Annotated in this window: 12 protein-coding genes; 10 read left to right on the top strand and 2 right to left on the bottom strand. The window is 38.6% G+C overall.

The window, feature by feature from the left end:
• Positions 1–37 precede the first annotated feature (37 nt).
• From I9192_RS13765 to I9192_RS13740, 6 genes are all read left to right on the top strand, one after another.
• On the top strand, positions 38–952 hold the full coding sequence (locus I9192_RS13765; protein ID WP_005032330.1) for a DMT family transporter: 915 nt from the start codon (positions 38–40) through the stop codon (positions 950–952).
• A 209-nt stretch (positions 953–1,161) separates the two neighbouring features.
• On the top strand, positions 1,162–2,553 hold the full coding sequence (locus I9192_RS13760) for an LLM class flavin-dependent oxidoreductase (protein ID WP_005032329.1): 1,392 nt from the start codon (positions 1,162–1,164) through the stop codon (positions 2,551–2,553).
• Between the two features lie 318 nt (positions 2,554–2,871).
• Complete coding sequence (locus I9192_RS13755) at positions 2,872–4,122, top strand: SfnB family sulfur acquisition oxidoreductase (RefSeq protein ID WP_005032328.1); 1,251 nt, start codon at positions 2,872–2,874, stop codon at positions 4,120–4,122.
• A 32-nt stretch (positions 4,123–4,154) separates the two neighbouring features.
• Positions 4,155–5,411, top strand: a complete 1,257-nt coding sequence (locus I9192_RS13750) for an acyl-CoA dehydrogenase family protein (protein ID WP_005032327.1) — start codon at positions 4,155–4,157, stop codon at positions 5,409–5,411.
• A gap of 334 nt (positions 5,412–5,745) precedes the next feature.
• Positions 5,746–6,573 carry an SDR family oxidoreductase gene (locus I9192_RS13745; protein ID WP_005032326.1) on the top strand — a complete coding sequence of 276 codons (828 nt, stop codon included), beginning with the start codon at positions 5,746–5,748 and terminating at the stop codon, positions 6,571–6,573.
• 138 nt (positions 6,574–6,711) lie between these two features.
• Positions 6,712–7,662, top strand: coding sequence for a LysR substrate-binding domain-containing protein (locus I9192_RS13740; protein WP_005032325.1), 951 nt, complete (start codon positions 6,712–6,714; stop codon positions 7,660–7,662).
• Between the two features lie 51 nt (positions 7,663–7,713).
• Here the strand turns inward: I9192_RS13740 and I9192_RS13735 are convergent, their stop codons facing one another.
• Positions 7,714–8,334 carry a TetR/AcrR family transcriptional regulator gene (locus I9192_RS13735; protein WP_004824579.1) on the bottom strand — a complete coding sequence of 207 codons (621 nt, stop codon included), beginning with the start codon at positions 8,332–8,334 and terminating at the stop codon, positions 7,714–7,716.
• A 492-nt stretch (positions 8,335–8,826) separates the two neighbouring features.
• Between I9192_RS13735 and I9192_RS13730 the strand changes: the two genes are divergently transcribed.
• The 3 genes from I9192_RS13730 to I9192_RS13720 all read left to right on the top strand — a co-directional run bounded on the left by I9192_RS13730 (position 8,827) and on the right by I9192_RS13720 (position 13,472).
• A complete protein-coding gene (locus I9192_RS13730) occupies positions 8,827–10,608 on the top strand; it encodes an acyl-CoA dehydrogenase C-terminal domain-containing protein (protein ID WP_005032323.1) in 1,782 nt (593 codons plus the stop codon).
• Positions 10,609–10,691: 83 nt separating this feature from the next.
• The gene (locus I9192_RS13725; RefSeq protein WP_171067112.1) at positions 10,692–11,867 is read left to right on the top strand and encodes a thiolase family protein; all 1,176 of its coding nucleotides are present in this window, start codon (positions 10,692–10,694) and stop codon (positions 11,865–11,867) included.
• Positions 11,868–11,972: 105 nt separating this feature from the next.
• Positions 11,973–13,472 (top strand): succinate CoA transferase, encoded by a 1,500-nt coding sequence (locus I9192_RS13720; protein ID WP_151801115.1) that lies wholly within the window; start codon positions 11,973–11,975, stop codon positions 13,470–13,472.
• Positions 13,473–13,539: 67 nt separating this feature from the next.
• Here I9192_RS13720 and cysS read toward each other — a convergent pair whose 3' ends face one another.
• A complete protein-coding gene (gene cysS, locus I9192_RS13715; protein WP_005032319.1) occupies positions 13,540–14,961 on the bottom strand; it encodes a cysteine--tRNA ligase in 1,422 nt (473 codons plus the stop codon).
• A gap of 196 nt (positions 14,962–15,157) precedes the next feature.
• On the opposite strand from cysS, the gene I9192_RS13710 reads away from it, so the two are divergent.
• Entirely contained in the window at positions 15,158–16,150 is a 993-nt protein-coding gene (locus I9192_RS13710) for a KpsF/GutQ family sugar-phosphate isomerase (RefSeq protein ID WP_005032317.1), read from the top strand.
• Positions 16,151–16,153: the final 3 nt, after the last annotated feature.

Here is a 16,153-nt window from a genome sequence, read left to right as displayed (position 1 = left end):
ATCCATTGAATTGAACTGATGACTTACAGGACAAATTATGCCTTCCAAATCTAACCTAGTGACGACCTATATTTTATTGGTCTTCATTTGGGCAAGCACGCCTTTGGCGATTGTTTGGAGTGTGGCTGATTTGCATATGATGTGGGCGTTGGTATTGCGTTTTTTTATCGCATTGCCGATTGCATTACTTTTACTTTTAATCCTCAAAGTCAAACTACCGCTCAATAAAATTGCTTTGCATAGTTACCTTGCAGGATCATTCAGTTTGATTGGTTCGCAGATTTTTACTTATGCAGCAACCAGTTATTTGAGTTCAGGAATTATTGCGTTAATGTTTGGTTTAGCACCGATTATGGCGGGATTGATTGGTCGTTTTGGTTTTGGTCAACGCTTGCTCGGAATTCAATGGTTAGGCATGCTGGTCGCGGTATGCGGTTTGGCAATCATCTGTATGAGTGGTAGTGCAAGTCAACATGTACATCCTATCGGTATCGGGTTGATGTTGATGAGTGTATTTACTTATGCTTTGTCAATTTTTTGGGTCAAAAAGGTCAATGCCGATGTGCTACCCATGGCACAAGCAACAGGTTCAATTCTTGTTTCAACCTTAGCAGCAAGCTGTCTTATTCCTTTTATCTGGCAACATGCCCCAACACATATCCCAGAAACTAAATCTTTATTTGCCCTGATTTATACGGTGTTGATGGCATCATTGTTGGCGATGTTCTGTTACTTCAAATTGGTTCAAAATATTAAAGCAACGACTTTATCCTTAACAACGGTCATGACACCCATGATCGCCATGTTTTTGGGGGCAATGTTGAATAATGAAAAACTGACAATAACGGTATTTGTTGGTGCAGCCGTATTAATTTGTGGTTTATTTTTATATTTCTATAAAGATTTTAAAGCCAGTCGAAGACTTGCTGAAAAAATCAAAACTTCATCTTGATTATTTATACTGAGTAAATTGCAGTATTACTCTCAAAGTTATATATTTTTGTTTTAAACACAGCAATATGAAAAGATGTGAGAAAACAATATAAATAAGCCATAAAATAATATAAAAAATTTCATGATAATCATCGAAGATATTAAGATAAAAGAATAGACATAAATGGCATAGGATAAAAATAATATGAATACCGATGTTGAATAGAAATGACTAAGCAAATTAGCTTCAATGCTTTTGAAATGAATTGTATTGCACATCAATCTCCGGGGTTATGGCGTCATCCATCAGACCGTTCTACAGAATACAAAGATATTGAATATTGGACTGATCTCGCCAAGATTTTAGAAAAAGGCTTATTTGATGGGATTTTTATCGCAGATGTGCTGGGAATTTATGATGTATATCATCAAAGTGCTGAGCATGCTTTAACAGGAGCAGTACAAGTTCCTGTAAATGATCCGCTACAAATTGTCCCAGCAATGGCAGCAGTGACACAGCATTTAGGTTTTGGCGTCACCACCTCTATTTCATTTGAGCACCCTTATCCCTTTGCGCGAAGAATCAGTACTTTGGATCATTTGACTAAGGGGAGAGTAGGTTGGAATATTGTCACTTCTTATCTAGAAAGTGGCTCTAAAAATCTGGGGTTAAGCGCACAACTCAATCACGATGACCGTTATGACGTTGCAGATGAATATTTAGAAGTACTGTATAAGCTTTGGGAGGGCTCATGGGAAGAAGGAGCAGTTTTAAGAGATAAACAAGCTGGTCAATTTGCAGACCATACCAAAGTTCATCCGATTTTGCATGAAGGTAAATATTTTAAAGTACCTGGTATTCATATTTGTGAACCATCACCACAGCGTACGCCTGTATTGTACCAAGCAGGGGCTTCATCTCGTGGACAAAAATTTGCCAGTCAAAATGCGGAATGTATTTTTATTGCACCACCTTCAAAAATTGCTGCAAAGAAAATTGTTCAGAGCATTCGTCAGAAATTGCGTGAGGAAGGGCGAGACCCTTATGCTGTTAAAATTTATACATTATTGTCTATTGTGACTGATGAAACCGATCAAAAAGCACAGGATAAATTTAAAGAATATCAAAGTTATGGAAGTTATGATGGGGCGCTAACATTGGTTTCAGGCTGGTCTGGAGTAGATTTCTCACAATATCAAGCAAAAGATAAAGTGGAATATATTGAAACCAATGCTATTCAATCAATGTTAGATGCTTATGTTAATGCAGATCCTAATCGTGTATGGACGATAGAAGAAATTGCACAATGGAATAGTGTTGGTGGAAATGGTCCTGTAATTGTCGGTTCAGCTCAAACGGTTGCTGATGAATTGCAACACTGGATTGAAGAAACTGACGTAGATGGTTTCAATCTGGCTTATATTTTGGCACATCAAACTTTTATCGATGTGGTGGAGTATATTGTCCCCGAGTTACAACGACGTGGGGTCTATCAAACTGAATATCGGACTGGAACGCTAAGAGAGAAGTTATTTGGGCAGGGTGCATATCTGGTCGAAAACCATCGTGGTGCACAATTCAGAAAAGGAATTAAAGACAAATTTGCACAAGCCAGTTAAGTGTTTTCATCAGGTTTAAAGGTTTTTAAATTTGTTCATTAAATATATAAATGTGCTGGTTTAAGCAAGTATTCAATGTTTTATTTAAAGCTTAATATTTAGTAAAATAATAAGCATTATGCATCGTTTAGAAATAAAACATGATAAATTCAATAGAATGCCCACTTTATGTGGGTATTATTTTGTGATTTTATTGATTATGAATTTTAATGATAAATTTATGATTTTATTTTGAATATTGAATGCATTTATTGATATAAATGACTGAAAAAAATAATGCTAGTTTAATGTCATGCTTATTTTAAGAGAGTGACAACAATGACTGATTTAAACCAAGAAAAATTTTCTTCGCAGACGGCGGTACCTTTACATTTTTTTGAGCTCAGCCAAGATGCGCATGTGATTCAATCAGATGCAGAAGCTGTTCAAGTGGCTCAAGCTTTGGCGAAAGAGTTTGCCAAAGAAGCTTCACAACGTGATTATGAGCGCCGTCTCCCTCTTGCTGAAATACAACAGTATTCACAAAGTGGTTTGTGGGGAATCAATATTCCTAAAGCTTTTGGTGGAGCAGAAGTCAAATATCGAACTTTAGCAGAAGTGGTCAAAACGATTTCAAGTGTTGATCCATCCTTGGGGCAAATTGCACAAAACCATTGGGCATTCATTGAACATTTACGCTTGGATGCAAGTCCAGAACAGCAAAAGTTTTTCTTTGGAGAGATATTAAAAGGGCGTCGTTTAGGAAATGCCTTTTCAGAAAAAGGCAGCAAAACAGTTGCTGATTTGGAAACGAGAATTCATCAAACAGCTCAAGGCTATGAAATCAATGGGCAAAAATTTTTTGCCACGGGTGCATTATTGGCGCATTGGGTCCCTGTAGTTGCGGTCAATGAAGAAGGTTTGCCGGTCGTAGCTTTAACACCTCGAACCACAGCTGGATTAGAGGTGATTAATGATTGGTCCGGTTTTGGACAACGTACCACAGCAAGTGGCACAGTGGTATTGAAACAAGTACAAGTGGATGCCCAATATATTGTGCCGATCTATAAAGCATTTGAAAAACCAACAGTGGCTGGCGCAATTTCTCAGTTTATTCAAGCTGCCGTCGATGCAGGAATTGCACGTGGTGCGATTGAAGAAACCATTCAATATGTCAAATTGCATTCCCGTCCTTGGGTAGATTCTGGTTTGGAAAAAGCATCCGATGATCCTTATACCATCGCCAATATTGGTGAATTAAAAATTAAATTAAGAGCGGCTGAAGCCGTTTTAGACTTGGCAGGTGATGCAATTGATTTAGCAATTGCTCAACCTTCAGAAGAGCACGCCAATGAAGCGACATTGTTGGTCGCCGAGGCTAAAGTGCTAACTACTGAAATTGCAATTTTGGCATCCAATAAATTGTTTGAGTTATCTGGTACTCGTTCAACTTTATCTGAGTTGAATTTAGATCGTCATTGGCGCAATGCACGTACCCATACTTTACATGACCCAGTACGTTGGAAGTTTAATTTGGTTGGTAATTATTATTTAAATAACATCCACTTGCCACGCCATGCGTGGAGCTAAGAGTGATAAGAATAGGATAATGGAGAGCCAGCATGAGTGAACAAAATATTCAAACCAATATTAATGATGATTTATCAATCACAGCCAATTATGAAAAAGTTGCAGCAAAGTATCGTCCAATTTTCGAAAAAATCGCCGAAGGAACTCTCGCGCGTGAACAGCAACGTTCATTGCCATATGAACAAATCAACTGGTTAAAACAAGCGGGTTTTGGGGCACTTCGTGTTCCTGTGAAGTTTGGTGGCGATGGTGTTTCTCTACCTCAATTGTTCCAGTTGCTTATAGAACTTGCCAAAGCAGATTCTAATATCGTGCAGGCATTGCGGGGGCATTTTGCCTTTGTCGAAGATCGTTTAAACGCGCATAAAGTTGCTGATCAAACGCTGTGGTTTAAACGTTTTGTTCAAGGTGATCTGGTGGGAAATGCTTGGACTGAAATTGGTCAAGTCAAAATTGGGGATGTGATCACTAGGGTAAAACAAAAAAATAATCAACTGTTGGTCAATGGGAAAAAATACTATTCAACAGGCACTATTTTTGCTGATTGGGTCGATCTATTCGCCTATGACGAAACAACTGACCAACATGTGATTGCTGCTATTTCTCGCCATGCCTCGGGTGTGCAGGTATTGGACGATTGGGATGGTTTTGGACAAAAGACGACGGGAAGTGGTACGTTAAGCTTAACTGATGTTGCAATTGAGCGTGATCATATATTGCCTTTTGAACAACGATTTAAATACCAAACAGCATTTTATCAAGTCATTCATTTGGCGACCTTGTCGGGTATTGCTCAATCAGCTGTTGCCACATTTATTCATGAAGTACAAAAGCGTGATCGTATCTTTAGTCATGGCAATGCAGATCTGGTTCGTAATGATCCGCAAATTTTACAAGTGATTGGTAAAGCATCTGCACAAGCCTATGCCAGCGAAACCATTACCTTACGAACAGCAGAAGCTTTACAAAAAGCGTATCTTAGCCATTTTGGAGAGTCTGAGATCAAAAATATTCAGGCGAATAATGATGCTGAACTTGAGTCGGCACAAGGTCAAGTGGTGATCTCTGCGTTGGTGTTGGATCTAACCAGCCAATTGTTTAATGCATTGGGTGCATCAGCCAGTACAACATCTAAGCAGCTCGATCGCTTTTGGCGAAATGCGCGAGTCGTGTCTTCACATAATCCTTTAGTTTATAAGGAAAAAGTGATTGGAGATTGGGAGGTGAATCATGAGCCTTTACCTTTTGTATGGCAGATAGGCGCGAGTCCAAAGGTTGGGGCAGCTTAAATTTTTCATGTGAACATATCAAAAGCTTGCATATGCAAGCTTTTGTTTTTGAGGCGAGATAAAATTAAAATAATTAATGTACTGGTGAGTACATAAATTGGAAGTTTTAATACTATAAGAATAAAATAAAATTTAGTAGATTAGAGTCTGTTGACATTTCTATCCTAACCCTTTGGGATAGGAGCTTTTTTGTTGCGAAGATGTTGGTCTTGTTAACTTAGACTGGTTAAGTTTTGCAAAGCCTGCCTTGTGCGGTTAAAAATGTCGAATCTCGCCAGCATCTGTGAAGTGTCAACAGATTCTAACCGTCAAAAACAAATACAAAGAGGATGTTATGTCACTTCAAGGAAAAACACTTTTTATCACGGGTGCAAGTCGTGGAATAGGGCGTGAAATCGCACTAAAAGCTGCTCAAGATGGCGCGAATATCGTGATTGCTGCAAAATCTGCAGAAGAACATCCAAAATTGGGCGGTTCGATTTTTACTGTTGCGAAAGAGGTCGAAGCAGCAGGTGGGAAGGCGCTGGCAATTCAATTGGATGTGAGAGATCAAATTGCTGTGGCAGCAGCCATGCAACAAGCCGTCGCGCAATTTGGTGGGATTGATATTTTAATCAATAATGCGGGTGCAATTAAATTATCTGGTGTTGAACTACTTGACCCAAATCGTTTTGATTTGATGTATCAAATCAATACCCGTGCGGTGATGGTATGTAGCCAAGCAGCATTACCTTATTTAAAAAATAGCGATAATCCGCATATCCTCAATCTTTCTCCGCCCTTGAATTTAGATGAGAAATGGTTTGCTAGTTATGCACCATATACCATTACTAAATATGGTATGAGTATGTTGACTTTGGGAATGAATCAAGAGTTCGCTAGCTATGGAATCAGTGTAAATTCACTTTGGCCAAGAACGATTATTGCAACTGCTGCAATTGAGTTTTCTTTAGGCGGTAAGGCGTTGTTCAGTAAGGCACGCAAACCAAATATCATGGCGGATGCTGCTTATCATATATTGAATAGCCAACAACGTGCGTTGACTGGGCGATTGTTGATTGATGAAGATATTCTTCGAGAATCAGGCATCTCAGATTTTTCTGAATATCGCTATGCTGATTCAGACGATGAATTAATGGGTGATTTATTTGTAAAAGAATAGAAATGAATACAAGTCAAATGTACCGATTTTTCATCACTGGTCTGATTGTTTAAAATCGGTACATTAAAACATTGGAAATTTTTATAAAAAAGCAGAAGATATAGCACCGAATACAAAAAATGTGAGAGTTGTAATTTCGTGTTTGAGTTAGATTGTAAGTTGCTCAGTATTTTTTACTATATCTACAAATTTAAAAGTGTGTCTGTTGCTGCAGACCATTTAGCAATGAGCCAACCTACAGTAAGCAATATTCTGAACAAAATTCGTGCTCACTATAACGATCCGTTATTTTTACGGATTGGTAATGAAATGGTGCCTACAGAATTGTCGAAACAGCTTTATCCTCTGGTGAGCGAGGCTCTGAGCAAAGTTGAAATTATCAATAACTTTAGTGTGAACTTTGACGAAACAGCATCGCATCAACAGTTTACTGTTGCTATGACGGATGTTTCACATTTGGTTTTGCTTCCAAAGATTTCTCAATACCTCAAACAACATGCACCTCATGTTAAATTAAATGTTCGTGCCATTACTTCTGAAACCAGCTATCAAATGGCAAATGGAGAAATTGATTTAGCCATTGGCTTTTTACCGCAATTGGAAAATGGCTTCTATCAACAAAAATTATTTGAACAGTTCTATGTGGTGATTGCTTCAAAAGACCATCCACGTTTAAATCAGCAAAGTATGACTGTTGAACAGTATTTGAGTGAATCTCACATCGATATTGATGCAGGGGTGGGGCATTATCACATTGCCAATGAGCTATTGAATTTGGATTTAAAACGCAATGTGTTGATGCGCATTCCAAGTTATCTCGGTGTGGGCTTGGTGGTACAAGATACTGACTCGATTGCAACCGTTCCGTATTATTTGAGCGAAGTTTTGTTGTCTCGAGGAAATTTACAGATTTTTCCTGCACCTATCTCGTTTCCGACCTATTCGATTAAACAGTATTGGCATATGTCCTGTCACCATAAAACCAGCCATCAGTGGCTCAGACATATGTGTTATGAAATTTTTAGTCAAGTTAATTCCATGCCATTACCTAGTCAGTTACTCAGCCCTCAAAACGAATTAGATATATAGCAAATCATAATGTCTTAATTAAACAGAAAATCTGATAAAAAACAATGAATATCAGTCATTTGAGGTTTCTGAATCAGTTAATTTATCAGGTGTCATCAGGGCTTGATTGACGTAAAGTTTAATCAAGCGTTCACGAGAGCCAATTGACTTTTGATAATGGGTTGAATTTAACAGTAGGGATGCGCCATAGGTGACTGTCCAAATATAAGACAGATAATCACGGATCGACATAATGCTGTTTAATGATTTGAGATGTGCACCAAAGAGATCTTTAATTTCTAAAATTCGTTGCTCACGGATTGAATAAAGTTCTTCAAATAAATCTTTGAGCTTGCGTTCATTGTTGGTTAAGCGCTCTTCGATCACATGTAATAGAATCGTACGATTCGAATTCAGCATGTTATACAGCATATACTGAGAGACATAAATTTTAATGTCGTGATGGTAGGCTTTGGAAATATCTAAGAGTCTTTTTTCATTTAAGATAATCAGTTCAAGGTAGAGTTGGTTTTTACTTTTAAAGTGCTTGTAAATCGTGCCTTTAGCAATATCAAGTTCTGCGGCAAGCTCACTTAAAGTAATATCCTGATTATTATCAAGCAATAAGGTTTCTGCCATTGCTAAAATTTTCTCTTTACGGAGAAGAAAATTTTGTTGGCGCACTGAACTCATTCTATTAATCCAAAACCACTGATGAAGAACTAGAATCAGAGTATATCAGCTATTTGAGTTATTCAATAAAACTATAGTCGTCATTTTCAAGAAAATATTTCAAAAGAACCCTGAGATTCCAAGTCAAAAATCATTGATTTATCAATTGGCAAAAGATAAAGAATTTTCTTTTTTAAAGTCAATAAAATTGAACCTATGAGGTCAAATTATGTAAATATATTTCCATTATTTTAAGAATTGGATTATTGTTTTTTGACTTACTTTTGCCTTAAAAAGCTTATGATTTATTTATTTTTACAAATTATATAAGGCTTTAGCTAAGGGGTGTTTAAAGAAAACAAACTTCTAATGTTGATCAATCTTTGTAAATTTATGTATGTTTTATATATAAAATAGCTAGGTTGATGAATGAGGTGTTTGCTTTTTTAATGCAAAAAGATTTATACACGGCTTTAGTCGCAACTGAAAAGTCATGTCACAAGGAAAGCAATCATGCCAATTTACAATGCACCACTGAAAGATATGCAATTTATTCTTCAAGATGTGTTTAAGGCTGAAACGTTCTGGCAAGAGAACGAGAATTTAGCGCATTTGGACATGGCAACTGCCAATGCAATATTAGAAGAAATGGCAAAATTTTCTAAAAATGTCATTCTGGATTTAAATCGTAGTGCGGATGAAGAAGGCGGTGCTGAATTTAACCAAGGTGAAGTTAAAACCCCACATGGTTTTAAAGAAGCTTTTCAACAGTTTGCCCAAGGCGGTTGGATTGGTTTAGGTGCCAATGAAGCATGGGGTGGTCAAGGCATGCCTAAAATGCTGACCGTGCTTGCAGATGAGATGATTTGGAGTTGCAATCCTTCATTTATGTTGTATCCACTGTTGACTGTGGGTGCAGGGATGGCAATTGATCAAGCAGCATCAGAAGAACAAAAAACCACTTACTTACCAAAATTTTATACAGGGGAATGGTCAGGGACCATGTGTCTAACAGAACCCCATGCAGGTACTGATTTAGGGATTATCAAAACAAAGGCAGTACCTAATAATGATGGTTCATACAATATTTCAGGAACAAAAATATTCATTACCAGTGGAGAGCATGATCTCAGTGAGAATATTATTCATCTTGTATTAGCCAAAACGCCGCATGCACCAGCAGGTTCCCGAGGTATTTCTTTATTTATCGTACCGAAATTTCTTATCAATCAAGATGGTTCATTGGGTAAGCGTAATACGGTGAGTGCGGGTTCTATTGAACATAAAATGGGAATTAAAGGCTCAGCAACATGTGTCATGAATTTCGATGCTGCTCAAGGATATCTTGTAGGTAAAGAAAATGAAGGCTTAGCAGCCATGTTTATTATGATGAATTATGAGCGCCTTTCTATGGGGATTCAGGGAATCGGTGCGTCAGAGTTTGCTTATCAAAATGCAGCGCAATATGCCACAGATCGTTTGCAGGGGCGATCTGCATCAGGTCAACAATCTCCAGATAAGCCTGCTGACTCAATCCTGGTTCATGCTGATGTGCGCCGTATGTTGCTTAACTCACGTGCCAATAATGAAGCATCACGTGCATTTGCTGTGTATGTTGGACAACAACTTGATATCACCAAATTCTCAACAGACATTGATTGCATAACAAAAGCCAATGAGCGTGTGGCATTGTTAACACCTATTGCAAAAGCATATCTGACCGATAAGGCACTGGATGCGGCACTTGAAGCGCAAATGTGCTTCGGTGGGCATGGTTATATTCGTGAATGGGGAATGGAACAATGTATTCGTGATTTGAGAATTTCCCAAATTTATGAAGGAACAAATGGTGTTCAAGCACTCGATCTAATTGGACGAAAAACAATTAAATCGAATGGTGCCTTTATCGCAGACTATCTGACAGAAATACGTGAATTTGCCGACAGTATGCAGGACGCAATGTCAATTAAGGCGGTCACATTGGATGTCTGTGCTCAAGTCGACGAAATCACGAAAATAATTATTGAGCAGTCAAAAGTGAGTCCAGATTTTCCGAGTGCAGTTGCCGTAGATTATTTACATGTGGTTGGCTTGTTGAGCTTTACTTATATGTTTGCACGAATAGCTCAAGCGGCTCAAAGTAAATCAGACACTTTTTATCAAAACAAATTGGTCTTAGCACAGTATTATGTTGCTAAAGTGCTTCCAGACTTAGCAACAAGAATACAGCGTATCCAAGCTGGTGCTGATCTCATTATGCAACTGCCTGAAGATTATTTTACAGCACAGGCTTAAAATTTGAGATTGACAATGGCAAACCATAAGGGTGTTTACTTCTTTGTGGTTTAAAACAAGATTTAAAATCAATGGACAGGGAGATAAAAATGATCGTAATTGTTGAAGCAGTACGTACAGCAATGGGGGGATTTCAAGGTGCTTTATCAGCTTGTACAGCCCCGGATTTAGGCGCAGTTACCATTAAAGAAGCAATTGTTCGTGCAGGTTTACAGCCTACAGATATTGATGAAGTGATTTATGGTTGTGTGCTTCCTGCGGGTCTAAAACAGGGTCCTGCACGTCAAGCCATGCGCCAAGCCGGATTGCCAGATTCAACGGGTGCAACCACGATCAATAAAATTTGTGGCTCAGGTATGAAAGCAGTCATGCAAGCTGCTGATGCAATTAAGGCAGGTTCGGCGAATATTGTTGTTGCGGGCGGTATGGAGTCTATGACAAATGCACCATACTTGCTTGAAAAAGCACGTGCTGGTTATCGAATGGGGCATGGTAAAGTCATTGATCATATGTTTCAGGAAGGTTTGGAAGATGCTGAAACAGGGTTGTCCATGGGTATTCTGGCGCAAGAAATGGCAGATCAAAAGGGCTATACACGTGAACAGCAAGATGCTTATGCAATAGGTTCTTTGAATAAAGCGGTAACGGCGATTAATAATGGTTATTTTAAAGCTGAAATTGTGCCTGTTACAGTATCATCTCGCAAAGGCGAAGTTGTGGTCGAGCAAGATGAGCAGCCATTGAATGCCAAAGCAGATAAAATTCCAACTTTACGTCCAGCATTTAAGAAAGACGGTACCATTACCGCCGCGAATTCAAGTTCAATTTCTGATGGTGCTTCGGCATTGGTGATTACCTCAAGTGAAGAAGCCAAACAACGTGGTTTAAAGCCACTGGCACAAATATCAGCATATGCGACACATTCTCAGCACCCCTCTGAATTTACGATTGCACCGGTCGGTGCGATTGAAAAAGTATTAAAGAAAACAGGCTGGAATGTTGAAGATGTTGATTTATGGGAAGTGAATGAAGCTTTTGCAATGGTTGCCATGTTGGCGATAGATGCTTTCCAACTGGATGCAAATAAAGTCAACATCCATGGTGGTGCTTGTGCATTAGGGCATCCGTTAGGTTCTTCTGGTTCACGCATTATTGTCACGCTTATTCATGCTTTAAAACGCACTGGTGGTAAGAAAGGTATTGCAGCACTATGTATTGGTGGTGGTGAAGCTACAGCAATTGCCATTGAATTAATTTAATCCTATCCCTTTCATAAACGAATAATTCAAAATCTCCTCTATCCCTGTTCGCAGGGGTGGTGGGCGCTTTCATGCTTTATTTTTATATTTTTGAGATTTATTTAAATGATTAACGGTTTGGAACGTGTACGCTTAAATTGCCTGCACAGTAAAATAATGTCTGCTGAACAGGCTGTGAATTTAATCAAAGATGGTTCAGTGGTCGGTGTAAGTGGTTTTGGCGGTGCAGGCGAGGCAAAAGCAGTCCCTTTAGCATTGGCAGATTATGCGCAACTGCATCCTTTGAAAATTACTTTGGCGACTGGTGCAAGTTTAGGTAACCGTATAGATGGTCGCTTAACTGAAGCGCATGCTTTGGCACGCCGTTACCCTTATCAGGCTGATCCTATTTTACGCAAAGCAATTAATGCAGGCGAGGTCATGTATATTGATCAACATCTATCTGAAGTTGCAGATAATATTCGCCATCATAATTTAGCAAAAACCAATGTGGCGATTATTGCAGCCACTGCGATTACTGAAGATGGACAAATCATTCCGACAGGTTCATGTGGAAATGCAGCAAATTTTGTTGAAATGGCGGATCAGGTAATTGTTGAAATTGACACAACTATTCATCCGATACTGGAAGGGGTGCATGATATTTATCTTCCAAAGAAGCGACCTTATCGCGATCCAATTCCTCTTACTCAAGTGAGTGATCGCATTGGAACTTTTGGTATTCATATCGATCCTAGTAAAATCTCAGCCATTGTTTTGAATGATATTCCAGATACTTCATTTAAGATGGATCAAGCAGACGATGAAACACTTGCTATCGCACAGCACTTGATACACTTCTTTGAAAATGAAGTAGCACTTGGGCGTTTACCTGAAAACTTAGGTCCATTACAGTCTGGCGTTGGTTCAATTGCAAATGCTGTTTTTGCTGGTTTTGCACATTCAAACTTTCATGATTTAGAAATGTATTCAGAAGTTTTGCAAGATTGTACATTTGAATTAATTGACTCTGGCAAAATGAAGTTTGCTTCAGGTTGTTCAATGACTTTGTCTGATGAATGTGCCAAGCATGTGATGACAAATTTTGAACGCTATAAAGATAAAATCGTGTTACGTCCACAGGAGCTGTCGAATCATCCTGAAATCATTCGGCGCTTGGGAATCATTGCAATCAATACCGCATTAGAGTTTGATATTTATGGAAATGTAAATTCAACACATGTGGGAGGTAGCAAAATGATGAATGGTATTGGGGGATCAGGGGACTTTACTCGCCATGCCCATTTGGCTATTTTTGTGAGCAAGTCGATTGCCAAAGATGGTGCAATTTCTTCAGTTGTACCTATGGTCAGTCATTGTGATCACGCAGAACACGATATTGATGTTTTAGTGACAGAACAAGGATTGGCTGATTTAAGAGGATTAGCTCCTCGGGAGCGTGCGCTTAAAATTATACAATGCTGTGCACATCCATCTTATCGGAATGAATTGACGGATTATTTTGAACGGGCATGTGTATTAGGTGGGCAAACACCACATCTTTTACGTGAGGCTTTGTCTTGGCATGCGCAGTTTGAAGAAACAGGAACGATGAAATCTGTTTAAAAACATAAAGCCAATAAAAAACCTGATCTTAATCAGGTTTTTTATTGGAAAATACTACATGACTGAATTAATCAGCGCGACGCCAAATTGTACCTTGACGAGTATCTTCGAGTACTACTCCTTGAGCAAGTAAAGACTGGCGAATTTCATCAGCACGCGCAAAGTCCTTATTTTTTTTGGCATCTACACGTTGCTGGATAAAATCTGTAATATCAGCTTCAGATAAGCCTAATGCTTCTTGCCCAATATCAGACTTTAAAAACTCATCAACATTGTACTGAACTAAACCTAGAATATTAGTCAAATGGCGTAAAGTCGAATAATAAAGCGTTGCTTGCTCTGCATTTTCTTCTTTAACTGCACGATTCAGTTCTTTAATGATTTCGAACAATACTGCAATTGCTTCTGAAGTATTGAAATCATCCCGCATCGCGATATTAAAGCGTTCCACAAATGTTTCATCAAGTACATCTGTAGATAGATCAGCATACACTTGCTGATATGCCTTAAATGCATGATAGAAACGAGAAAGTGTTGTTTTTGCTTCTTTTAATGCAAAGTCAGAAAAGTTCACCGGGCTGCGATAGTGTGAAGAGACAATAAAATAGCGAATCACTTCTGGGTGGAACTTCTCCATCACATCACGAATGGTAAAGAAGTTGCCTAATGATTTAGACATTTTCTCACCATCTACATTGATAAAACCAACATGCATCCAGTAATTCACATATTGTTCATCTGTAGAAGCTTCTGATTGTGCAATTTCATTTTCATGGTGTGGGAATAAAAGGTCTGAACCACCACCATGAATATCGAAATGATTGCCTAAGCAGCAGGTCGACATTGCTGAACATTCAATATGCCAACCAGGGCGTCCATTGCCCCATGGTGAAGCCCATGAAGGTTCATTTTCTTTGGCATGTTTCCAAAGCACGAAATCAAATGGATGTTTTTTCTCAACGTCTACATCGACACGCTCAGAAGCGCCAGCTTGCATATCATCCAGTTTACGTCCAGAAAGGCGACCGTATCTGGCAAATTTCTCAACTTCAAAATACACATCACCATTTGCAGAAGGGTAAGCAGCACCTTTATTGACTAAATGACCAATCATATTTTGCATCTGATCAATATAATCGGTGGCACGTGGTGCTTCATCTGGATGTAGACAGCCCAGATTTTCTGCATCTTCATTCATCGCTTGAATAAAACGGTCTGTTAATGCCGTAATACTTTCACCATTCTCATTGGCACGTGCAATGATCTTGTCATCAATATCGGTGATATTTCGAACATATTTTACATTCCAGCCTTGGCTGCGTAGAAAACGAATGATGTAGTCAAAAGCAACCATCACTCGAGCATGTCCAATATGACAGTAATCATAAACTGTCATACCGCACACATACATGTCGATATGTCCTTCTTTACGGGGAACAAATTCAACTTTTTTACGTTGCTCAGAGTTGTAAAGAACAAATGGTTGCATAGGTTTTCTAAATGTTTCAACAAAAGGGTGATTTATCTTAACCTAAGCTCCATATTTCATAAAGATTTATACGTTAATTTTCTAAGAAAATGAAATTTATACATTTAGGAAAGCAGGCTATTGTATTGCTATGCTAAAATAGCAAAAATATTCCGTTTGATATTCAAAACTCGTCTAGAGTTAAGGTAAGTCCATTTTGAATTCTGAAAATAAGTCAAATCATGTTGATTTTCAAAAAGTTGCGCTTGAAACCCTGCGCATTGAAGAGCATGCCTTAGAAATTTTAGCGACCCAAATCGATGAGCGTTTTACCCGCGCCTGCGAAATTATTTTGCAATGCCAAGGTCGTCTAGTGATTACTGGGATGGGAAAATCAGGGCATATTGGACGGAAAATGGCTGCAACTTTTGCCTCTACAGGAACGCCTTCATTTTTTATGCATCCTGGCGAAGCTGGTCATGGTGATTTGGGCATGTTGGTTAAAGGTGATGTACTGATTGCGATTTCAAACTCTGGAAAGAGTGATGAAATTATGATGCTGATGCCACTCATTAAATATTTGGAAGTACCATTAATTACCATCAGTGGTGATGATAAAGGTCCGATGCCACAAAATGCTGATGTGGCGCTAACACTGGGAAATATTAAAGAAGCTTGTCCATTGGGCTTAGCACCGACATCGAGTACAACTGCAACATTGGCATTAGGTGATGCTTTAGCAGTGGCATTGTTAGATGCACGTGGTTTTACTGCGGATGATTTTGCGATGTCTCATCCCGCTGGAGCGTTAGGTAAGCGTCTGTTATTGCATGTGAAACATTTAATGCACACAGGCAATGACTTACCCAAAGTATTACCCAATACACCTATGAATAAAGTACTGTATGAAATTTCTAATAAACGTTTAGGTTTAACCACGATTGTCGATGAAAATGACACCTTATTGGGTATCTTTACCGATGGTGACTTGCGTCGTTTAATTGATAAGCAACAAGGTTTTGATGTGAATTTAGCAGTGTCTGAGGTGATGATTAAAAACCCATCAACGATTTCTAAAGAAGCACGAGCTGTGGAAGCTTTGGAAAAAATGAATGAAAAGAAAATTAGTCAATTTGTGGTTGTCGATGAGATGCATAAAGTGATTGGGGTTATTAGTATGCATGATTTGATTCAAGCTGGAGTAAATTAATCA

The sequence above is a fragment of the Acinetobacter bereziniae genome (assembly GCF_016576965.1).
Classification (GTDB): Bacteria; Pseudomonadota; Gammaproteobacteria; order Pseudomonadales; family Moraxellaceae; genus Acinetobacter; species Acinetobacter bereziniae.
This window is presented reverse-complemented; position numbering and strand designations above follow the sequence as displayed.

Excerpts from the sequence above, each read along its gene's own strand:
- I9192_RS13765 (WP_005032330.1), top strand. The coding sequence starts at position 38 with ATGCCTTCCAAATCTAACCTAGTGACGACCTATATTTTATTGGTCTTC.
- I9192_RS13735 (WP_004824579.1), bottom strand. The coding sequence starts at position 8,334 with ATGAGTTCAGTGCGCCAACAAAATTTTCTTCTCCGTAAAGAGAAAATT.
- I9192_RS13750 (WP_005032327.1), top strand. The coding sequence starts at position 4,155 with ATGAGTGAACAAAATATTCAAACCAATATTAATGATGATTTATCAATC.
- cysS (WP_005032319.1), bottom strand. The coding sequence starts at position 14,961 with ATGCAACCATTTGTTCTTTACAACTCTGAGCAACGTAAAAAAGTTGAA.
- I9192_RS13720 (WP_151801115.1), top strand. The coding sequence starts at position 11,973 with ATGATTAACGGTTTGGAACGTGTACGCTTAAATTGCCTGCACAGTAAA.
- I9192_RS13745 (WP_005032326.1), top strand. The coding sequence starts at position 5,746 with ATGTCACTTCAAGGAAAAACACTTTTTATCACGGGTGCAAGTCGTGGA.
- I9192_RS13755 (WP_005032328.1), top strand. The coding sequence starts at position 2,872 with ATGACTGATTTAAACCAAGAAAAATTTTCTTCGCAGACGGCGGTACCT.
- I9192_RS13760 (WP_005032329.1), top strand. The coding sequence starts at position 1,162 with ATGACTAAGCAAATTAGCTTCAATGCTTTTGAAATGAATTGTATTGCA.
- I9192_RS13730 (WP_005032323.1), top strand. The coding sequence starts at position 8,827 with ATGCCAATTTACAATGCACCACTGAAAGATATGCAATTTATTCTTCAA.